The organism is Streptomyces candidus (assembly GCF_014207445.1).
GTDB classification, from domain to species: domain Bacteria; phylum Actinomycetota; class Actinomycetes; order Streptomycetales; family Streptomycetaceae; genus Streptomyces; species Streptomyces candidus.
The window spans coordinates 40,827-60,986 of the sequence record NZ_JACHEM010000014.1 but is presented as its reverse complement, the minus strand read 5'-3'; the positions used below and the strand labels follow the sequence as shown (position 1 = coordinate 60,986).

Sequence of the window (20,160 nt, the reverse complement as noted above, 5' to 3'; positions counted from 1 at the left end):
CGATCGTCAAGCACCGACACCCGAAGGAGGTGCGGGCCCGCCGCCCGTCAAGGCGCGGTACGCCCGATCCGTATGAGCGAATCCCCTGCACTCGACGCCGCGCAGCTGCACTGCCGGTCCCTGGAGCGAGCGCTCGGCCTGCTGTGCCGGGACGGCCTCGGCCGGATCGCGGACTGGGGCGGCCGGCTCGCCGCCGCACTGCCCGCCGGCAGCCGGCTGCTGGCGGCGGGCAACGGCGGCAGCGCCGCCCAGGCACAGCACCTGACCGCCGAACTGGTGGGCCGCTACCAGCGGGAACGACCGGCCTACTCGGCCATCTCCCTGCACGCGGAAACCTCCAGCATGACCGCCATCGGCAACGACTACGGCTTCGACCACGTGTTCGCCCGTCAGGTCTCCGCCCACGGCAGGCCCGGCGACATCCTGCTCCTGCTGTCCACGTCCGGCCGCAGCGCCAACCTGATCGCAGCCGCGATGGCGGGCCGGGCCGCCGGACTGCGCGTCTGGGCACTCACCGGCCCCGGCCCCAACCCGCTGGGCGAAGCCGCCGACGAAGCGCTCTGCGTCGAGGGCGACACCACGGCGACCGTGCAGGAGACCCACCTCGTCGCCGTCCACCTGTTGTGCGAAGCCTTCGACGCGGTACTCGCCGCACCGCCCGGGGCCGCCGCGGGCCGCCGCACCACACCCCACGACATGGTCCCCGTCGACGCGGACGCCATCTCCGCCAACGGAAGTCTCCTGTGAGCGGGCCGAGGCCGCTCGTCGTCGTCGGTGACGTCCTGCTCGACGAGGATGTCGAAGGCACCGCCACCCGGCTCTCTCCCGACGCCCCGGCCCCCGTGGTGGACGTCACCGGCGACCGGCGGCGCCCCGGAGGCGCGGGGCTCGCCGCCGCGCTGGCCGCACGCGACGGCCGCGAGGTGACCCTGGTGACCGCACTGGGCGACGACCCCGCGAGCGACGCCGTACGCCGCGCGCTCAGCAGCCGGGTGCGGCTGGTGGAGCTGCCGCTGAACGGCAGCCTGCCGGTGAAGACGCGCGTCCTGGCCTCGGGCCGCCCCCTGGTCCGTGTCGACCGGGGCGGCGGCACACCGGGCGAGCCCGGCGCCGCCGTACGGGACGCGCTGAAAGGGGCGCACGCCGTTCTCGTCGCGGACTACGGACGACGGACCGCGAGCGCCGTACGGGAGGAGCTGGCTGCCCTCGCCCCCCGCGTCCCGCTGGTGTGGGACCCCCATCCCAGAGGTGACGCCCCCGTGGCGGGCGCGCGGCTCGTCACGCCGAACGCGGCCGAGACCCGCGCCCTGTGCCCCGACGGGAGCGGGACACAGGACGGAGGCGCAACGCTGCGCGCGTACGCCCAGCGGGGCGCGGAACTGGCGGAGCGCTGGCAGGCGGCGGGAGTCGCCGTGACGCTGGGCGAGCGGGGGGTTCTGCTGACCAGCCCCGGTCCGGGTACGCCGATGCTCGTGCCGCCGCCCTACCGCGCGACCGGCGACCCGTGCGGCGCCGGTGACTGCTTCGCGGCCGTCACCGCCGCCGCGCTGGCCGACGGAGCACTCCCGGAAGAGGCCCTCCAGCGCGCCGTCGCGGAGGCCGCCGCCTTCGTGTCCGCGGGCGGAGCCGGCAACCGTGACCTGTGGCGGACGGCGCCCGCGCACCGCGGCGTCCGGGACATGTCCTCCACGGACGCGTTCGCCCTCGCCGCACAGGTGCGGGCGCGCGGCGGCACGGTCGTGGCCACCGGCGGCTGCTTCGACCTCCTGCACGCCGGCCACGTCGGCCTGCTGGAGAGCGCCCGGCGCATCGGCGACTGCCTGATCGTCTGCCTCAACTCCGACGAGTCGCTCACCCGCCGCAAGGGCCCCGGACGCCCGCTCAACAGGGAAGCCGACCGCATCCGGGTCCTGGAGGCACTGGGCAGCGTCGACGCCGTGGCCGTCTTCGCGCAGGACACCCCGCAGGAACTGCTCACCAGGCTGCGGCCGGACGTATGGGTCAAGGGCGGCGACTACAGCGTCCAGGACCTGCCCGAGGCGCGGACCCTGCGCGAATGGGGCGGCCAGGCCGTCGTCCTGCCCTACCTCGACGGCCGCTCCACCACCCAGCTGGCCCGCCGGGCCGCCGCGGCTGCCGCACGGACCCGGCCGAGCACCCCCCGAGCCGAGAGGCCCCCACGAACGTGAACGACCAAGGCACCCGGCGCCCACCGGCGGACCCTCCGGCACAGGACCGCCTTCGGGCGCTGGTACTGCGGGCACTGGGGCTGGGCGACCTGCTGGCCGTCGTACCGGCACTGCGCGCCCTGCGGCGACAACTGCCGGACCACGAGATCGTGCTGGCCGCTCCGGAGCGGCTGACCGGGCCCGCCATGGCCACCGGCCTGGTCGACCGCGTGCTGCCCACGTCGGCCGCCGGCCGCGCGGTGCCCGCCGCCCTCGCCTGGACGGGGCCGGCCCCCGACATCGCCGTCGACCTGCACGGCAACGGGCCACCGAGCCACCTGCTGCTCCAGCGGCTGCGTCCCGGGCGGCTGTTCGCCTACGCGCATCCGGGGACGCCCGGCATCGCGGGGCCCGCGTGGCGGGAGGACGAGCACGAGCGGGACCGGTGGTGCCGGCTGCTGTCCTGGTACGGCGTCCGGGCGGATCCCGCGGACGTGCGGATCCCGCCGCCCGACGTCGCCTCACCGGCGCCCGGCGCGGTGGTCGTCCATCCGGGTGCCGACGCCGGCGCCCGCCGCTGGCCCCCGGAGCGGTTCGCCGCCGTGGCACGGGAACTCACCGCCCGTGGCCACCGGGTGGTGGTGACCGCCGGGGCCGGGGAGGACACGCTCGCGCGGTACGTGGCGGCGCGGGCGGGGCTGTCGGCGGACGCCGTACTGGGAGGTACGCGGGACGTGCCGTTCGACGTGCTGTCGGCGCTCGTGGCGCACGCCCGCTGCGTCCTCGTCGGAGACACCGGGCTCGCCCACCTGGCGACGGCGCTCGGCACCCCCTCGGTCGTGCTGTTCGGCCCGGTGTCGCCCCGGCTGTGGGGCCCGGTGGCGGACGCTCGTCACCGGGCGCTGTGGCACCCCGACGGCGACGGCCGTATCCGGCCGGGCGACGCCCACGGGCGCCGGCCCGACGAGCGGTTGCTGCGCATTACGACGGAAGAGGTCCTGGAGGCGGTGAGAGCGGTAGGGGGCCTTCCCCGCCCGCAGCCCCTGTCCGGGCCCCCGCCGGGGCCGGCACCGGCGGGGGCACCCCTCCCTGGCGGGCGGCTGTAGGCGGCGGGCGGCCGGGTTCGGGGGCGTTGCCGCCCAGCCATGTCCGTGCGGCGCGAAAGGGGCCGGCGCCGCACCGCTGTGTTCAGGCGGCCGTCTGCAGCACCGGCTGTACCGGAACCAGCGCCTCCTTGCGCAGGACTACGGGCACGGCGGCCCCGCGCCTGCGCAGCAGGAAGCCCGCTCCGATGGAGCCGGCCACGATCAGCCCACCGCCCACCAGGGCGCCGCGGGCTCCGGCCAGCTCCATGAGGAGGCCGAGCGCGGGCGGACCGCCGAGGCCCCAGGCGGTACTGATGCTTCCCCACACGCCCAGCACGCGGCCCCGCAGGTGGGCCGGCGGATCGGTCTGCAGGACGGTCGTCCCCGCCGTGTCGGAAACGGATTCCACGACGGCCATCGGCAGGACGAGCACCAGCAGCACGGCGAGCGAGGGGGAGAAGCCCGCGACCGCCTGCAACAGGGCGCCCGCGGCGGCCAGGGTGCCCACCAGCCGCACGGACGGCCGCCGCAGCCGGGCTCCGAGGACCGCACCGATGATTCCTCCGACGGCGAGGACGGTGGACACCGTGCCGAACGCCCCGGCGCCCCCCGCGAGCGGTCCGGTGACGAGCACCGCCAGCGTGAGGTGGTAATTCCGCCCGAAAACCGCGCTGACACCGGTGATACCGGCGAGGGCCACGAGCCGGGGCCGCTTCATGAAGTACGCCAGCCCCTGCCGGACGGTCATGTTCTCGCCGACCGGTGCGGGACCGCTCGGCGCGGGAACGGCTTGCACGGGAACGGCGTGCGCGGGCGTGGCCTGCGCGGGGTCGGTCGGGCGCCCCGGCGCGGTCTGGCGCAGCGCTCCGTACGCGGGACGGAGGAAGGGGATGACCGCGGCGACGAAGAGGAACGACACGCCGTTGGCGGCGTAGGCGGCGGCCGTGCCGAGGAAGCCGACGGTGACACCGCCGAGCGCCGCTCCGGCAAGGCGCCCCGCGCTGTGCACCAACGAGCCGACGCCGATGGCGGACGGAACGTCCTGCGGTGGCACGAGATCGTTGCCCAGCAGGGCGCACGCGGGTCCGTCGACCGTGGCGATGATGCCGGTGACGGCCGCCAGCACCATGAGGACGGTCAGATCGAGCCCGCCCGTCGCCACGAGGACGGTCGTCGTGAAGGCGACGGCGCCGAGCAGGGCCTGGCTGACGGAGGCGGTGAGCTTGCGCGGCCAGCGGTCGACGGCGGCACCGCCGACAAGGCTCATCAGCAGTGCCGGGGCCGCCTGTACCGACATGGAGAGGCCCGTGGCGGTTGCCGAACCCGTGATCTGCAGGACCAGCAGGTTCTGCACGGTGAGCTGCATCCAGGTGCCCGCGTTGGACACGAAGTTGGCAACGGACCACCAGCGCATGCTGCGGTAGCGCAACGACCGCCACGGTGACTGCGAGCCGGCCGCCGACGATCCGGCGGCGGGCGGCCCGGGGAGGGACGGTCCGGGGAGGGGCGCTGCGGCTACGGGCAGTTCGGCCACGTCGTCCGGAGCGGAGGAGTGGGACGGCGCCGTCGGGGCAGGGGAGGAAGGCGTGGCAGGGAAGGAAGGCACGGAAGACACAGAGGCACTCGAAGACTCGGGGCGAGCCCGGGGGACCGGGCAAGGGGCGCGGCGGGAGCTGCTCGGGGCACCGGTTGCACCGCGCCGTCACTCCGCCGGATCTGTCAGGGGTGCCGTGCTGCGGGAGGATCGTCGTCAAGGCGTGCAGGAAGACGCGTGGACGCTGCGGAGTACGGCGTCGACCATGGTGACAGACGCGATCGCCGTAGCTGCGAACGGTTCTGCTCAAGCCACTGCCGTAAGGGCGCGGACGCTTGTCGCACAAGGCCTCGGCGCGTGTGGTGGGCTTGCTCACACCGCTCCATGCCCGCAGGCCGCGCCGGGCCCCGGACCCTTCCGGAGTGATCCGGATGACGCTCGCGTGCCCTTCGCCGCGGCCCGTCCCGAGGTGCCGGACCCTCTTGTCGCCGTCACAGTGGGAAGCGGGACGGTTGCGCAGCGCACCGTTCCTCGACCGGCGACGGAAGGCACAGGAATGGGCGGCGCAGCGCAGCTCGATCTCGACGGAAAGCACGCACTGGTGACCGGAGCGGCCCGCGGGCTGGGAGCCTCGATCGCGAGGAAGCTGGCGGGGGCCGGTGCGAGCGTACTGGTCGCCGACGTCCGCGAGGAGCCGGCCCGGGAGCTCTGCGACGAGCTCACCGGCGAAGGGCTCGACGCCCGTTTCGTGGCCATGGACGTGCGGGACGCCGAAGGCGTCGCCGCCGCCTTCCGAAGCCTGGAAGAAGCGGGCCAACCGGTCGATGTCCTCGTCAACAACGCCGCCGTGGACGTCTCCAAGCCGATCGAGCACCTGACGGCCGACGAGGTGAGGCGGGTCGTCGAGACCAACCTGCTCGGGCCGATGTACCTGTGCCTGGAAACCTACCGTCGCATGATCGCCCGCGGGGGCGGTCACATCGTGAACATCCTCTCCACCGCGGCGAACCGCACCTGGACCGAGGCGGGACCGTACGCGGCGGGAAAGTCGGGCCTGCGCGCGTTCACGCACACGCTGTTCAAGGAGGCCCAGCGCGACTGCGTGGGGATCGGCGTCACCGGGATCATCGCGGGGGGCATGGAGACCCCGTTCATCATGGAGCGCTTCCCGGACGCCGACGTGACCCTGCTGCAGAGCCCCGACATCGTGGCCGACACGGTGCTGTACGCGCTGTCCGTCCCGGCCGGAAGCGTCGTGGGCGAACTCGTCGTCGTGCCGCGCCGGGAGCCGTCCTGGCCGTGACGGCCCGTGCGCCCCGAAGTCGCCGTGCGCCCGAGGCCCCTGCCCGAAGCCCCCGCCCGCCCGAAGCCGCCGTGCGTCGCAGGCCGTCCGCGCATCGCACCTCCCGCGGGCCCCGCGCCCCGCACGGTCGCGCCGCAGCAGGGCGACGCCCGCGGCCGCCCCTCACACCCGGACCCACACCCACCTCCACGGCGGAAGGAGAGATCCTGCCATGACGCCGACGACGTTCTCCTTGGCATCACAGCCGCCACAGCCGCCACTTCCGTGGCAGCGCGCCCTGGTGACCGCAGGCGCCGGATTCCTGGGCTCGCACCTGTGCGAACGCCTGCTGGACGCGGGCGTGGCGGTCGACTGCGTCGACGAGACGCCGTCGGCCACGGTCCGCGAAGTGCAGCACCTGGCCGGCCGCCCCGGGTTCCGGCCCCTGCGGCTGAACCTCGCGAGGCCGGGCGGCACCGACGTCCTCGCCGGACCGTACGACCTCGTGGTGCACTTCGGGTGCCCCGCCTCGGCGGTCCTGGACCGCCCCGCGGAGACACTCGGCGCGGACAGTCTCGTCACCCGCCACGCCCTCGGCCTCGCCGAACGGGACGGCGCGCGGTTCCTGCTCGTCTCCACCTGCCTCCTCCACGGCGTCCCGCCCGGCCGGGACGGACAACCGGACGGGGCGGTCGGCGCGGACGAGCGGGCCCGGCACGCGGCGGAGGCGTCGGCCACCGCCTACGTGAGCGACACGAAGGCGGACGCGGGCATCGCCCGGGTCTTTCCGGTGTACGGCCCGCGCATGGGGTCCGGGGACGGCCTGCTGATCCCCGGCCTGATCCGGCAGGCGCTGGGCGGCGGGCCGGTGACCGTGCCCGGTGACGCCGGTGGCAGGCCGTCGCTGTGCTACGTCGACGACACGGTCGACGGCGTGCTCCTGGTGGCCGCCAGCCGCTCGGTGCGCCCGGTGGACATCGGCGGCGACCCGGGTCCGACCGTGGAGGAGATCGCCCGTCGGGTGCTCGACCTCACCGGCTCCGACGCCCGCCCGCACTTCGCCGGGCACGACCACGAGAGCCCCGAACCACCCCGTCCCGCCACCGGCTTCGCTCACGAACTCCTCGGGTGGACGCCCAGGGTCTCCCTCGCGGACGGGCTCGCGCGCACCGTCGCGTACTTCCTCGACCGGGCCGCCCCGTACGGCCGGGGAAGGGGAGGCCGGTCCACGCCTGGCACGGCGGGAGGTGTGCGCCATGCGTGCACCTGGTGACCGCGTGCAGAAAAGGTCCCTGACGGCGTCGGCGGCTGCGTGTGGCGGAGGAGGGCCGCAGACCCGTGGCGCGGGGAAGGTGATCGTCGTCTGCCTGGACGACATGAGCGGCGTCCTGCTGGCGGGCCCCGCCGTCCGCGCGGTGGCGGCACGCGCCGCTCACGTGACGATGCTGTGCGCACCGCGCGGCGCGTCCGCCGCCGCTCTGCTGCCCCACGTCGACGAGGTCCTCGTCTGGGAGGCACCCTGGAGCAGCGCTCGCCCGCCGACGGTGCAGGAGGCGGACGTCGAGGGCCTCGTGGGGCGGATGCGGGACGCGGCGTACGACGCCGCCCTCGTCGTGGCGCCCGCCGAGCAGAGCCCCCTGCCCCTCGCCCTTCTGCTGCGGATGGCGCACGTTCCCCGCATCGGGGCCCCCCTCACCGAGCCCCCGGGCAGCCTCGTCGACGTACCCCACCGGCGGGTGCCCGGACGGCACGACGTCGAAGCGGCGCTCGACACCGCGGCGGCCCTGGGTTTCCCGCCCGGGGCGGGCGACGACGGGCGGCTCCGTGTGCTCCCGGCCCCCGACACGACCGCGCTCACCGGCAACGGGCCCTACGTCGTGCTGCACCCGGGCGCCGCGGCGCACGCCCGCGCCTGGGACGCCGGGCGGGCGGCCGAAGCGGTCGTCCTGCTCGCCGACGCCGGCCACCGGGTGGTCGTCACCGGCGGCCCCCGGGAGACGGCCCTGACGCGAAAGGTCAGCGGTGACACGGCGGTCGACCTCGGCGGCCGCACGGATCTGCGGACCCTGTCGGGCGTCCTGCGAGCGGCCGACGTCGTCGTCGCGGGCGACCCCGGGCCCGCCCACCTGGCCGCCGCCTGCGCGACCCCGGTGGTCTCCGTCGGTTCCCCGGGCGGGAGCGCGGAACGCCGCAGCCCCTACGGCGTACCCGCCGTCCTCCTCGGCGGCCAGGAGGCCCCCGTGCCGGCCACCGGCCGCTCCGCCCCGGACGAGGCACTGCCCGACGACGTGCTGCGCGCGGTGCAGAAACTCATGAAGGAGAGCCGGTGAGCGTCCGTCGTCCGCGCACCACGGTCGCAGTGATCACCCGGAACCGCCGCGAGAGCGTGCTGCGCACCCTGGACCGGCTGGCCGCCCTGCCGGAGCGGCCCCCCGTCGTCGTGGTGGACAACGGTTCCACCGATGCGACGGCCGACGCGGTACGCGCCCACCGCGTCGGCGCCCTCGTCGTCGAGGCCGGGTGCAACACCGGAGCCCTGGGCCGCAACCTCGCGGTACGGCACGCCGCCACGCCGTACGTGGCCTTCAGTGACGACGACTCGTGGTGGGCCCCGGGCGCCCTGGACGCCGCCGCCGACCTGTTCGACGCCCATCCACGGCTCGGGCTGCTGGCCGCCCGCACCCTGGTCGGCCCCGAGACCTCCGAGGACCCGCTGAACGTCGTGCTCGCCGAATCGCCCCTGCCGCCGGCCCACGACCTCCCCGGCCGTCCCGTGCTGGGCTTCCTCGCCTGCGCGGCGGTGACCCGGCGCTCGGCCTTCCTGGAAGCGGGCGGCTACCACCGGGTGCTGTTCTTCGGCGGCGAGGAGACTCTGCTCGCCTACGACCTGGCGGCACGGGGCTGGGGTGTGACCTACGAGCCCTCCGTTACGGCCCACCACCACCCCGACGCCTCCGACAGGCCCGGCCGCACCGCGGTGCAACGGCGCAATGCCCTCCTCACCGCCTGGCTGCGACGACCGGTGACCGTGGCTCTGCGGGGCACCGCGCACCTCGCCGCGGCGGCCGCCCGCGGGGAACGGGATGCCGCGACGGCGCTCAAGGGCGTCCTTGTCCGCCTCCCCGCAGCCCTCCGCGCCAGGGAACCGCTGCCCGCCGGGATCGAGAGCGCGGCCCGCCTGCTGGACAAAACCGCCTTCTGACCACCACCGCCCGCCCTCCTCCCCACAACGCCGTTGCCCGCCCGACGTACAGGACCAGCGCAGATGACGAAAGAAGCCGACCAGGCACCCGCCGCGCTCGCGAAGGACGAACACCGCCCCGGACCCGACCCCCGGACCACCGTCGTCGTGATCACCAAGGACCGCCGCGAGGAGCTGCTGCGCACCCTGCGCACGCTGCGGGAACTCCCCGAACGGCCCCGCGTCGTGGTCACCGACAACGCCTCGCACGACGGCACGGCCGAGGCGGTCGCACGCCTCTTCCCGGAAGTACAACTTCTGTGCCCAGGACGGAACTTGGGCGCCGTCGGGCGCAATCTGGCCGTCCGCCACGTCCGGACGCCCTACGTGGCGTTCTGCGACGACGACACCTGGTGGGAACCGGGCTCCCTGCGCCGCGCCGCGGACCTCCTCGACGCGCATCCGCCCCTCGCGGCCGTGACCGCCCGCATCGTGGTCGAGCCGTCGGGGGAGGAGGACCCCGTGGTCGCCGAGCTGCGCGACTCCCCGCTCCCGGGGCCCGACTGGCTGCCCGGCCCCGCCCTGGGCTCGTTCCTCGCCGCCGCGACGGTGATCCGGGCCGATGCCTTCCGGGGTGCGGGCGGCTTCCATCCTGGGCTGTGGCTGGGCGGGGAGGAGGAGCTCCTCGCCACCGATCTGCTGACACAGGGCCACTGGCTCTGCTACGTGCCGGAACTGACCATCCATCACGCGGCATCGAAGGCACGTGACAGCACCCACCGCCGTGTCCTGGGCCTGCGCAACACCCTCTGGTTCACCTGGCTGCGCCGCCCCTGGCGCTCCGCCCTGCGCCGCACCGGTCACCTGCTGCGCACCGTGCCGCACGACACGCCGTCCCTGCGTGCCGTCGCTCAGGCGGTGCAGGGGCTGCCCTGGGTGCTGCGCCAGCGAGCCCCTGTTCCCGCCGCGATCGAGGCCCGCCTCGTCGCCCTGGAGGAGGCGCGGCGTCACTCCACGGCCCGCCGCTACGTCGGCTGACCTCCCAGTCGGCACAGCCGCCGCGCCGGACGATCCCCCCGGCGGCCGGACGGCCGACGGGCCGCTCGTTCCGCACCCCTCCGCAGTACGGGTGACGGCGTTCTCCCCGCCGGTGAGGAGAACGCGCGGCACGTCCGGGACCGGGGTCGACGGCGGCGCGCACGTCCGGTGTTACGCGTGCGGTCCGCTGGGCACCTGGGGTTGGCGCCCGCGGTCAGCGCGACTGCGGCGGGACACGGCACAGCCTCTGTGTCGTGTGCGAGCCTCGAAAGGAATGGCGACCGTGAGCGAGCAGGTCGACGGCATCACCGAACTGGTCACCGGCCACCGCGAGGTGGAAAAGCTTTTCGTACGTCTGGAGAACACGCCGCCGGGGACGGGGAAGGGCCGTACGCTCGCCGACCGCCTGACGATCGAGCTGATTCGCCACTGCGTGGCCGAGGAGGAGCACCTCTGCCCCGCCGTCCGGCAGCATGTGCCGGGAGGCGAGGCGCTCGCTGACAGAACGCTGGCCGAGCACGCGAGGATCGAACAGTTCCTGAAGGACCTCGAAGGGTTGGAGGAGGGGGATCCGCGGTTCGTGAGGTTCGTCGGTGTGCTGAAGGCCGAATTCTCCGCGCATGTGCGCAACCACGAGGGCGATGTCGTCCCCGGGCTGCGCCACCACTGTCCGACGGCGACGCTGGGCGAGATGGGCGCTCGGATCCGCGACGTCCGGGAGGCGGTACCGATCCGGCCGCGCGCGGGCTTCCCGGCCGCACCGGCCGGGAACACTGCGCGGACCCCGGGCGCGGGGCTTGTGGAGATGGTCCGGCACGCCCTCCACGGCCACAGGAACGGGACCCCGGCCCGTATCGGCCCGGCCGAACTGTGGCATGCGCTCAAGGGCGCCGACTTTCCCGCCCGGAGGGAGGACTTGATCCGGCTGGCCCGGGACAACGGCGCGTCCGAGGCGCTCGTCGCCGCGCTCGCCAACACTTCGGCGGAGCGGTTCGACGGAAAGGACGAGGTCCGCAAGGCCGTGTGCGACGACCTTTAGCGCGGCCGTTCCGTTCCTCGGTGCAGCCCGTTCCTGGAGCCTGGGCCGCGGCTCGGCACACTGGCGCGCGGACGCGTGGGTCGCTGTCGTGCCCGTCCCACCCGCGACGCCCGGTCGTGCGGCGGTGTGCGACAGACGCGCTGCGGGAGGACAATGGTGGCGACGAAGAGCGGAACCCATGGCGGACGGGATCGAGCGCGTCGGCGTGCCGGAGACCTCGGCGCGTGCCGTCCACATCCCGCGGGAGGCGGCCCGCCGGGCCGATCCCGGAGGCCGCCCTCGCCCTGCCGCGAAGGCCGAAGGGACGGCCGCGACGCGCACCGGATCCCCCCGCTTGTCGTTCGGCGCCTGCACTGCGGCGCAACGTGCATGTTTGGCAAGCAGAAGCCCCGGCTACCCGTCCCATGGACAAGCGTTCCGGCAACATCCCAGGAAGGATCAGCCCCGATGTCGAATCCTCAGCAACCCGAGTTGCGGCGCAGCGACAAAGGCGCCGGTACCCCGCAGGACAGCCAGGCGCGGAAGGCGGCCGAGCCCACCGCGAGCGGAGGCCGCGCACACGGCACGGACCGCGGGAAGAAGGGCGGAGGAAAGGGTGGAGGCACGCCTCCGGAGCAGCAACCCGACCACCCGGTCTGATCCCGCACGCAGGCAGGCACACCAGCACCTGGACACGTACACAAGGAGAACGACATGACCGTTCCCGAGGAGAACCGACCCAAGACGACGACCACCGACGACACCCTGGCGGCACAGAACGAAGGTGCCGCCGAGGAGCAGGACGCGGGCGCCACCGGACGCACCCTGCGCGAGGCGATGGAAGAAGCCGGACTCAGCCCGGACGACGTGCGGGACGGCACCTGACGCAGCACCCGCTGTGTCGGTCCGGACTCTCCAGCAGTGGCCCTTCGGCGCGGGCTGGTAGACCTCCGGCCAGCTCGCGGGGTCTCCGGTGCGGCACAGGTGCCGGGTACGGACGCGTGGCCCGTACCCGGCACCGTCGCGGTCGGTGTGTCCCGAGTCGTCACGGGCACCGTCGCCGCTCGCCTGTCCACCCTGTGCGGCCTCGTGCGTTTCGTCGCCCATCTGCCAGCAGCACCCACATGAGGCGGAGCACCGCCCGCGGTCCCGATGGCCACCCTGGCAGATAGCATGGCAAGAGCGGATGAAGCCGGGCAATTGATCCATCTGTGCGGGCTTCGCACGGCAATGCGCACAGAGCGTGCTGTCTCAGCGGATCCGCTGCCGCGTCCCCTTGCTCATTGGATGTCGAGTGCGATGACCGAACACAGCACCGCGGCTCGTGCCGCAGACGCGACGACGAGCCGCGAGATCGTCGGCGCCCCCTGTTGGACGAGCCTGTTGACGCACGACCTGGCGGACGCGCAGTCCTTTTACGGCGCGGTCTTCGGCTGGACGTTCCGCCCGCTGAGGCTCGGCGAGGGCTTCTGCATCGCACTCCACGAGGGCCGACCCGTGGCCGGCATCGGGGCTCTCGCTTCGGCGCTCGGTGTTCCCGTCGCATGGACGCCCTACTTCGCGGTCGAAGACGCCGATGCGGCGGCTGCCCGGATCCGGGAGCGTTGCGCCACCGTCGCCGTAGGACCACTGCGCTTCCCGACGGGCCGAGCCGCGCTCGCGGCGGACCGGGGCGGCGCCGTGTTCGGTATCTGGGAGGGCCAGCTGGTCTCCAACTGGCACTCCTGGCGTGTCGACGCCCCGGTCAGGCTGCGCCTGAGGTCACCGGACGCCTTCGACGCGGCCATCTTCTACGGCCAGGTCCTGGACTGGGCCTGCGAACGTCCCGGCTGCTGTGACGTCGGCTATGAGCATGACGAAGTGGTGCTCAGCCAGGAAGGGAGGGTGCTCGCGCGCCTCGGATCGGGCGCCGACGACGCGGCCATCGACCCGGCGGACCGGCCGCAGTGGGAGGTCTGCTTCACGGTCACCGACCCGGAGGCCACAGTGCGCCAGGCGCTGCTCCATGGCGGATCCCTGGTGCGCCACGGGGACCGGCACACCCGCGCCACCACCCTCCGTGACCCGCAAGGCAGCGTCTTCACCGTTGCGGGACGCTCGAAGCCTCGAAGCGCACAGCTGCAGTAACTTGCGCCCTGCCGTCAAAGCGCTGCGTAGCCAACTTCGTGTCGTCCATGCACAGGTGTGGGGGCCGATTGGAGCTGCGAAGCTCTCTGGTCCACGAGGAGCGAGCAGGGACGTCCTGCGGCACGCCGCTGTACGCGTCACAGCAACAGGACGATCGCGTACGCCAGGAAGAAGCCGGCTACCACCACTGCGAGGCCGATGATCAGCGCCAACGGCGCCTTCGCCCACCCTTTGGGCGGGTTGTGCGTCTCTTGGGGGCCGGCCCCGGGCATGCTGCTTTCCGCGGGAGGGGTTTCCCCCGGCGGCACGCCCCCGCCGGCCTCCAGGCCGGTAGTGGTATCGGGGTCAGGATCCGGTGTCGGAGAGGAAGTCATCTGTCACGAGTTCCCACTCAACCGCGTCGCGCACCTCGAAGTCGCCAGTCTTCCACCTTCTGGTCGTACGGGGAGTTCCGGAGCGAGCCCAGGTCCCGATCGGCCGGGAGAGCCGGTTACCGGACTGCGGGTCCCGCCGGCTCGGCGTGCGGCGTCGGTTGCCTCGGGTGTGAGGGGCTGACATCCGCGCCTACGGGACGCTGCGTTCGACGCGCATGCCGCTCCCCTCAGCAGACCGATCCCTCGGGCCCCCGGCGGACTGCCGGCTTGCTCGGGTGGAGCGGGACAGCGGCCGTCGGCCTGGCGGCCGGTGGCGCGCAGTTGGAAGCTGCCGGACCCGCGGCAATCTCCTACCTACCCGTCGCCCGCCCGCCCGCCCGCCCGCCGGTCGTGCGGGCCGGGCTCCTGGTCGCGCGAGGGAGACTTCGAAGTCGAGGGCCGCCAATGGACGTTGACACCCGTGGCCCCCGTACAGCCGCCTCGATGCACAGACTCGGCCGCGGCCGCGACGACGTTTCCAGGTTTCCCGAAGGACTCTTGCACCGCGCTCGACCAAAGGCGATGCTGGCCGCACCAGGGACACCGCCCAGCCCAGGGCTTCCCGAAACCCAACAGGGGGAATCAGCAGATGCGCAGGACGAGTTCACGCCCGCTGACCAAGTTGATGATCGCGGCCGCGGTGGGCGTGATGGCCGCGGCCGGTATGGCGGCTCCGGCCTCCGCAGCGGAAGCCGCGCGGGCTGACGGGCCGAACGCGAGTGCCGCGTTCCAGACGGTCACCACCTGGGTCCAGGGCAATGTGCGGATCGGGCCGTCGACGGGCTACTCCATCGCCTACACCGTCGCGGCCAACCAGAACCTCACCGCCGTGTGCTGGACGGAGGGCGGCACGGTCACCGCCAACGGCTACACCCACAACAAGTGGGTGTACCTCGCGGACGAGAGGTGGATCTGGGGCGGCCTGCTCAAGGGCAACGAGGTGGGCAACGTCAGCTCCCGCTGCTGGTGACCCGCCGGCCGCTCCCGCACCCGGCGCGGGAGCGGCCGACCCCCGCTCTGCCCTCCGCCACCGACCCGTGCAGGGAAGGAACGGATTCGGCTCGACCAGAGTCGAGAACTCATAACCCGGAACTGCGTCGTCTGCGACACGGCTGATGTCCTCGCGACCGCAGGGATGACGACCGACCCGCGGCGGTAGGCGCCAAATGTCCAGTTCCCGACGGCGTGGACGAGGAGCCCTCCCAGCCAGCTGGTGGGCGTCGCCGACGCTTTCCTCGGCCGCGGTGGCCAGGGTCTGCTCGATCACGGGGATCACCGACGCGAAGGTGGTGTCGTCGTGGACGACGCCACTGCCTTCCCTCGCCCCGGCCACCTGGACGAGCGGGGGCAGTCGCCGGGCATGGCCAACAGCAGGTCGTTGCGTTGCCGGGCACGGCGGAGGGGGGCCTCGGCGTGCATTTGCGGCTGCTGGGCCGGTAGCGGCGTGTGCTGCGGATTCGTGGGTAAGCGGGAGGGGCACGCAACGCTTTGGAAAGAAGGCGGATGTATGGACCTGTCGGTGCAGGATGCGGAGTACGAGCTGCTGGCAGCCCGTCCCATTGTTGTCTCCGCCGCGTTCGAGGGCAGTGAGGAGATCGCTGAGGCGCGTGCTCTCGTGCGGGATTTTCTCACGTCCGTGCAGGCAGTTCATGGGCTGCCGGTGTCGGGGCGGGCGATGGGCATGGTGCAGCTCGCGGTGAGCGAGCTGGTGACCAACGCCCGCAAGTACGCGCCCGGACCGTGCCTGCTGACCTTGGAGATCGAGGACGGGGCTGTCCAGGTGTCTGTGTGGGACAGCAGCACCGCGTTGCCGCTGGTGCTGCCCGCGGACCCGGCGCGGGTCGGCCAGCACGGCTTGGAGATCGTGATGGCCCTCTGCCGGACCTTCACCATTCAGCGGGAGCCCGTCGGTAAGCGGGTCAGCGTGTCCATCGTGCTCGCCGACGACCCCTGCGGCGACGTCGCCGGCCGCCAGGCCGTCTGAGGGAAGGCGGCGGCGAGACGTCGCGGTGCGCCACCTGGCTGCCCGTCCCGTACGCGGCTGGGAACCAGGGAGCAGCGGACGGTGTGGGCTCGCCGCGCTATCAGCCGCCCGGTACTGGAGCCGGCTCCTCACCTCCATCGACTTCGCCGAGTACAAGGCCGTGCTGGGACAAGGGACGCCCCGGGCGAGGGACAGCAGGGGATCGCGGGACCGGCGGCCAGGGCGCATGCGCCGCCTCGTGCCGCGCTCCCGGCTGGTCGCGGCGCGTACGGCAGGCGGATGGGGCCGGTACCCGTCCCCGTTCGAGGGAGAGGCGGTCCAGGGAGTCCGCCAGGCCCCCGAAGGTGAGCGTTCCCATGACTTGTGGGAGATCGGCCGGGACCATTCCCGCCAGGGCCGACAGTGCCTGGTCGCCCCGGCGGCCGCTTCCTCGTCCGGAGAACTGTGGAGAACGTAGGGCCGAGGACTTGTGAATTGGTAACCCATGGGTTACCAATAGGGGGTGGACCCGTTCATCGCCTTGGCTGACCCCGTGCGCCGGGATCTGCTGCGCGCACTCGCTTCCGGCCCGGCCAGAGTGGTCGACCTCGCGGCACGGCATCCGATCAGCCGGCCCGCGGTGAGCAAGCACCTGCGTCTGCTCACGGAGGCCGGTCTGGCCACCGTCGAGGACCATGGTCGCGAGCGGCACTACGCGCTCGCCCGTCCGGGGCTCGCCCCGGTCCGCGCCCTGCTCGACGAGCTCGCCGGGCGCCGCCCTCCCATTCCCGAGAGCGCCTTCGACGCACTCGACCTGGAGGTCCGCAGAACCGTCCGCGAGCACCGGGACGGCACCGACGCCGCTCCCGATACCGGAAGACCTCAGGAGGAATCCGCATGACCAGCACCCCCACCGGGCGTCGCTCGACCATCGACGGCTTGGACAGCATCGCCTTCGACCGCACCTTCCGGGCCGGCATCAAGGACGTCTGGGCTGCGGTCACCGAATCGGACCGTCTGGCCCGATGGATCGGCGAATGGACCGGCGACCCCTCGACCGGCTCGGTCGACTTCCGGATGCTCTACGAGGGCGACGAGCACCAGGCCGAGCTCTTCACCATCCAGGAGTGCCAGGCCCCCCACCGCCTGGTCCTCACGTCGCAGGTGCCCGGCCAGGACATCGTCTGGCACATGACTCTCACGCTCGTCGAGCACGAGGGCTGCACCACGCTCACCTTCTCCCAGTCCGTCGGCGACCCGCTGATGGCGAGCGGCGTCGGCCCCGGCTGGGACTATTACCTCGACCGGCTTGTCGTCGCCGAGACCGGCGGTGACCCGGCATCCGTCGACTTCGGCGACTACCACCCGGTCCACGCACAGCACTACCTCGACATGTTCAGTGAGTCACCCGAGGACGCCGAGTAGGAGGGCCGGATTCCTGCCGGTCCGCCTCCGGCCGAGCGCCTCGCACAGGTGCGGCCGACCTCGCAGATCCTGCTGGACGTGATCCTGACGACCAACGACCGGCCCGCTTCGGCGTCCCGTCCGGGAGCAACGGCTCGATCCGCGCCCGCTGCGCACCGGGCAACCGCACCCCCTGACCCACGAACGACCGATCCAAACGAAATGGCCCGGGCCCGAGACCGGCATGGAACGGGCGTCAGGACGACTCGCGCACCACCAGCCTGGTCGGCAGCGTCACCTGCTGACGTTCCGCTCCGTGCCGGGTGATGTCCGTCAGGATCCGCGCCATCGTGCGGCCGAGTTCCTCGACCGGCTGACGCACGGTGGTCAGCGGCGGATGGGTGTGGCGGGCGAGAACGGAGTCCTCGAATCCGACGACGGCGACGTCACCCGGCACCTGCCGGTCCTGGCGGCGCAGTTCGGCCAGGGCGCCTACCGCCATCAGGTCCGACGCGGCGAAGACAGCGTCCAGATCCGGTGCGCGTTCAAGAAGCGAACGCATTGCTCGACGCCCGCCCTCCTCGGTGAAGTCACCGCCCTGGACCAGGACTTCGTCGGCGGGCACTCCCGCCTCGCCGTGGGCGTCGCGCCAGCCCGCCAGCCGGGCCCGGCCGACGTCCATGTCGAGCGGCCCGGCGATGGTGGCGATGCGGCGGCGGCCTCGGTCCAGCAGGTGCCGGACGGCCGCGGCGGCGCCGCCTGCGTTGTCGGAGTCGACGTAACTCAGGTTCTCCCGCTCGTCGCGGCGGCCGGCCAGCACGGTGGGCAGGCCCATCTCCTCCAGCATGCCGGGCAGCGGGTCGTCCGCGTGGACCGAGACCAGCAGCACGCCGTCGACCCGGCGGGTGGTCACCGAAGCGATCATCTGGTCCCGCTCGGACTGGTCGCGAACCAGCGTGAGTTGCAGTTGTGTCCTGGTGTCGGCGAGTGCGGCGCTCACCCCGCGGATCAGCGCGGCGAAGTACGGCTCCGAGCCGAGACGGCTCTCGGACTCCGGGATCACCAGCGCCACCGAGTCGGTGCGGCTGGTGACCAGGCCCCGGGCAACGGAGTTGGGAACGTAGTTGAGCTCCTTGATCGCCGCGAGAACCCGCGCGCGGGCGTCCGCGCTGACCAGGTCCGAGCCGTTGACCACGCGGGACACCGTGGTCCGCCCCACGCCGGCGCGAGCGGCGACGGTTTTGATCGTGGGCTGACGATTGCCTGCCATGGGCTCCTCCGGACGGCTGCGGCATCGCCGCGGGGGACGTGACCAGCCGTAATTGTGGCAGACATCCCGGCGGCGGCAGCACCCGCCCAGCGTCATGAAACGAACACGAGTTGGCCGTTTCGGCAAGGAATTGTTTACAAGCCATTGACATGAGCGCTCGACCCTACGAGTCTTCGATCCGCCGGTGGGCACGTTCCCAATCTGTTTTGGGAACGTTCCCACCGGGCTTTCGCCCGTTTTTGCCCCACCCGTGAACCGCCACCGGTGCGTCAGCGCCGCCGCAAGGAGGAAGTCATGAGCACTGCTCACAGGACATCGCGCAGGAGGCTCGCCGCGGCCACCGCGACCGCTGGTGCGCTCGCGCTCGTCGTCGGCTGCGGAGGCGGTGACGACTCGGCGACGGGCGGCGGCACGAAGGACGGCAAGGTCACCATCACCATGGGCATGTACGGGGTCATGGGGTTCGAGGAGACGGGCCTCCTGGAGCAGTACGAGAAGGAGAACCCCAACGTCGACATCAAGGCCGAGATAGCCGGTGACGAGCAGACCTACTACACCGCCCTGCAGACGCGGCTCGCCGGGGGCAAGGGCCTGAAGGACATCCAGGGCATCGAGATCGGCCGCGCCAAGGAGATCGTCGACACCCAGGCGGACAAGTTCGTGGACTTCACCGGCGTGAGCGGCACCGACCACTTCCTGCCCTGGAAGCAGTCCCAGATCACCACCACCGACGGCAAGGTGCTCGGTCTCGGTACCGACATCGGTCCGATGGCCATCTGCTACCGCAAGGACTACTTCGAGAAGGCCGGTCTGCCCACCGACCGCGGGGCCGTCGCCAAGCTGTGGCAGGGCGACTGGAAGAAGTACGTGGAGGTCGGCCGCAGTTTCAAGAAGGACTTCAAGGGCGGCGACGTGGCCTACATGGACGCGGCCAGCGGCCTGTTCAACGCCATGGTCTACGGCCACTCCGAGCAGTACTACAACGCCAAGGGCGACCTGATCTTCGACAAGAACCCCGCCGTCAAGGAGGCATGGAGCCTGGCCGCCGACGCCGCGGAGGGCGACCTGTCCGCCAAGCTCCGCCAGTTCCAGCCCGGTTGGGACCCCGGCCTCGCCAACGGGACGTTCGCCACGGCGGTCTGCCCGGCCTGGATGCTCGGCCACATCGGCGAGAAGGCCGGCCCCGCCAACAAGGGCAAGTGGGACGTCGCCAAGGCCCCCAAGGGCGCCAACTGGGGCGGTTCCTTCCTCGGCGTGGTGAAGCAGAGCCCGGTGCAGGAGGAGGCCAAGAAGCTCGTCGCCTGGCTGACCGCCCCCGAACAGCAGGCGCACCTCTTCAAGAAGCAGGGCAGCGTGCCGTCCTCGCAGAAGGCGTTGGAGGCGCCCGAGGTCCAGAACGTCACTTCGGAGTACTTCAACAACGCCCCGATCGGCCAGATCTTCGGCGCGGCCGCCCGGGAGATCCCGGCCAAGCAGGTCCTCGGGCGCAAGGACGGCACGATCAAGGACACCTTCTCTCAGGGCCTGGTCCTGGTCGAGCAGGGCACCACGCGGGACAAGGCCTGGCAGACCACCGCGCAGCGCATCGAGAAGGCAGTCGGCTGACCGTCGTCCACCGGGCCGTCCGGGCCCGCCCGCACGATGCCGGCGGGTCCGGGGAAACGGTTCACATCCCTG

At 72.8% G+C, this 20,160-nt stretch carries 20 protein-coding genes and 1 pseudogene; 17 read left to right on the top strand and 4 right to left on the bottom strand.

Features of this window, described 5'->3' with window-relative positions; translation table 11 throughout:
- The first annotated feature begins 72 nt into the window (after positions 1-72).
- Genes HNQ79_RS24780 through HNQ79_RS24770 form a run of 3 tightly spaced genes read left to right on the top strand, consistent with a single transcriptional unit; the run spans position 73 to position 3,274 of the window.
- Positions 73-747, top strand: coding sequence for a D-sedoheptulose-7-phosphate isomerase (locus tag HNQ79_RS24780; protein ID WP_185034704.1), 675 nt, complete (start codon positions 73-75; stop codon positions 745-747).
- Entirely contained in the window at positions 744-2,189 is a 1,446-nt protein-coding gene (gene rfaE2 / locus HNQ79_RS24775; protein WP_185034703.1) for a D-glycero-beta-D-manno-heptose 1-phosphate adenylyltransferase, read from the top strand. The genes HNQ79_RS24780 and rfaE2 overlap by 4 nt, the downstream gene beginning before the upstream one ends.
- Positions 2,186-3,274 (top strand): glycosyltransferase family 9 protein, encoded by a 1,089-nt coding sequence (locus tag HNQ79_RS24770; protein WP_229923477.1) that lies wholly within the window; start codon positions 2,186-2,188, stop codon positions 3,272-3,274. The genes rfaE2 and HNQ79_RS24770 overlap by 4 nt, the downstream gene beginning before the upstream one ends.
- A gap of 82 nt (positions 3,275-3,356) precedes the next feature.
- Here HNQ79_RS24770 and HNQ79_RS24765 read toward each other — a convergent pair whose 3' ends face one another.
- Entirely contained in the window at positions 3,357-4,667 is a 1,311-nt protein-coding gene (locus HNQ79_RS24765) for an MFS transporter (RefSeq protein WP_229923507.1), read from the bottom strand.
- Between the two features lie 676 nt (positions 4,668-5,343).
- Here HNQ79_RS24765 and HNQ79_RS24760 point away from each other — a divergent pair.
- From HNQ79_RS24760 to HNQ79_RS24720, 9 genes are all read left to right on the top strand, one after another.
- Positions 5,344-6,090, top strand: coding sequence for an SDR family oxidoreductase (locus HNQ79_RS24760; protein WP_185034701.1), 747 nt, complete (start codon positions 5,344-5,346; stop codon positions 6,088-6,090).
- A gap of 211 nt (positions 6,091-6,301) precedes the next feature.
- The gene (locus HNQ79_RS24755; RefSeq protein WP_185034700.1) at positions 6,302-7,342 is read left to right on the top strand and encodes an NAD-dependent epimerase/dehydratase family protein; all 1,041 of its coding nucleotides are present in this window, start codon (positions 6,302-6,304) and stop codon (positions 7,340-7,342) included.
- Between the two features lie 103 nt (positions 7,343-7,445).
- Positions 7,446-8,399, top strand: a complete 954-nt coding sequence (locus HNQ79_RS24750) for a glycosyltransferase family 9 protein (RefSeq protein ID WP_185035010.1) — start codon at positions 7,446-7,448, stop codon at positions 8,397-8,399.
- On the top strand, positions 8,396-9,271 hold the full coding sequence (locus HNQ79_RS24745; protein WP_185034699.1) for a glycosyltransferase family 2 protein: 876 nt from the start codon (positions 8,396-8,398) through the stop codon (positions 9,269-9,271). Before HNQ79_RS24750 ends, HNQ79_RS24745 begins: the two co-directional genes overlap by 4 nt.
- A 63-nt stretch (positions 9,272-9,334) precedes the next feature.
- Positions 9,335-10,288, top strand: a complete 954-nt coding sequence (locus tag HNQ79_RS24740) for a glycosyltransferase family 2 protein (RefSeq protein WP_185034698.1) — start codon at positions 9,335-9,337, stop codon at positions 10,286-10,288.
- Positions 10,289-10,571: 283 nt separating this feature from the next.
- Entirely contained in the window at positions 10,572-11,327 is a 756-nt protein-coding gene (locus HNQ79_RS24735; protein ID WP_185034697.1) for a hemerythrin domain-containing protein, read from the top strand.
- A 447-nt stretch (positions 11,328-11,774) separates the two neighbouring features.
- On the top strand, positions 11,775-11,966 hold the full coding sequence (locus tag HNQ79_RS24730; RefSeq protein ID WP_185034696.1) for a hypothetical protein: 192 nt from the start codon (positions 11,775-11,777) through the stop codon (positions 11,964-11,966).
- Positions 11,967-12,020: 54 nt separating this feature from the next.
- Positions 12,021-12,191: a hypothetical protein gene (locus tag HNQ79_RS24725; RefSeq protein ID WP_185034695.1), complete on the top strand. Its 171-nt coding sequence runs from the start codon at positions 12,021-12,023 to the stop codon at positions 12,189-12,191.
- Positions 12,192-12,605: 414 nt separating this feature from the next.
- On the top strand, positions 12,606-13,433 hold the full coding sequence (locus HNQ79_RS24720) for a VOC family protein (protein ID WP_185034694.1): 828 nt from the start codon (positions 12,606-12,608) through the stop codon (positions 13,431-13,433).
- A gap of 137 nt (positions 13,434-13,570) precedes the next feature.
- Here HNQ79_RS24720 and HNQ79_RS24715 read toward each other — a convergent pair whose 3' ends face one another.
- Positions 13,571-13,807 carry a DUF6480 family protein gene (locus HNQ79_RS24715; protein WP_185034692.1) on the bottom strand — a complete coding sequence of 79 codons (237 nt, stop codon included), beginning with the start codon at positions 13,805-13,807 and terminating at the stop codon, positions 13,571-13,573.
- A gap of 628 nt (positions 13,808-14,435) precedes the next feature.
- Here HNQ79_RS24715 and HNQ79_RS24710 point away from each other — a divergent pair.
- Positions 14,436-14,816 (top strand): SH3 domain-containing protein, encoded by a 381-nt coding sequence (locus HNQ79_RS24710; protein ID WP_185034690.1) that lies wholly within the window; start codon positions 14,436-14,438, stop codon positions 14,814-14,816.
- 155 nt (positions 14,817-14,971) lie between these two features.
- On the opposite strand, the pseudogene HNQ79_RS34810 reads toward HNQ79_RS24710, so the two are convergent.
- A pseudogene (locus tag HNQ79_RS34810) lies at positions 14,972-15,155 on the bottom strand (RNase J family beta-CASP ribonuclease); the annotation flags it as partial.
- Positions 15,156-15,353: 198 nt separating this feature from the next.
- Here HNQ79_RS34810 and HNQ79_RS24705 point away from each other — a divergent pair.
- From HNQ79_RS24705 to HNQ79_RS24695, 3 genes are all read left to right on the top strand, one after another.
- Positions 15,354-15,830: an ATP-binding protein gene (locus HNQ79_RS24705; RefSeq protein ID WP_185034688.1), complete on the top strand. Its 477-nt coding sequence runs from the start codon at positions 15,354-15,356 to the stop codon at positions 15,828-15,830.
- A 502-nt stretch (positions 15,831-16,332) separates the two neighbouring features.
- Positions 16,333-16,710, top strand: coding sequence for an ArsR/SmtB family transcription factor (locus tag HNQ79_RS24700; protein WP_185034686.1), 378 nt, complete (start codon positions 16,333-16,335; stop codon positions 16,708-16,710).
- Positions 16,707-17,234 carry an SRPBCC family protein gene (locus HNQ79_RS24695; RefSeq protein WP_185034683.1) on the top strand — a complete coding sequence of 176 codons (528 nt, stop codon included), beginning with the start codon at positions 16,707-16,709 and terminating at the stop codon, positions 17,232-17,234. The genes HNQ79_RS24700 and HNQ79_RS24695 overlap by 4 nt, the downstream gene beginning before the upstream one ends.
- 235 nt (positions 17,235-17,469) lie before the next feature.
- Here the strand turns inward: HNQ79_RS24695 and HNQ79_RS24690 are convergent, their stop codons facing one another.
- Positions 17,470-18,483, bottom strand: coding sequence for a LacI family DNA-binding transcriptional regulator (locus HNQ79_RS24690; RefSeq protein ID WP_185034681.1), 1,014 nt, complete (start codon positions 18,481-18,483; stop codon positions 17,470-17,472).
- Between the two features lie 294 nt (positions 18,484-18,777).
- Here HNQ79_RS24690 and HNQ79_RS24685 point away from each other — a divergent pair, with 294 nt between their 5' ends.
- Complete coding sequence (locus HNQ79_RS24685) at positions 18,778-20,088, top strand: ABC transporter substrate-binding protein (protein ID WP_185034679.1); 1,311 nt, start codon at positions 18,778-18,780, stop codon at positions 20,086-20,088.
- Positions 20,089-20,160: the final 72 nt, after the last annotated feature.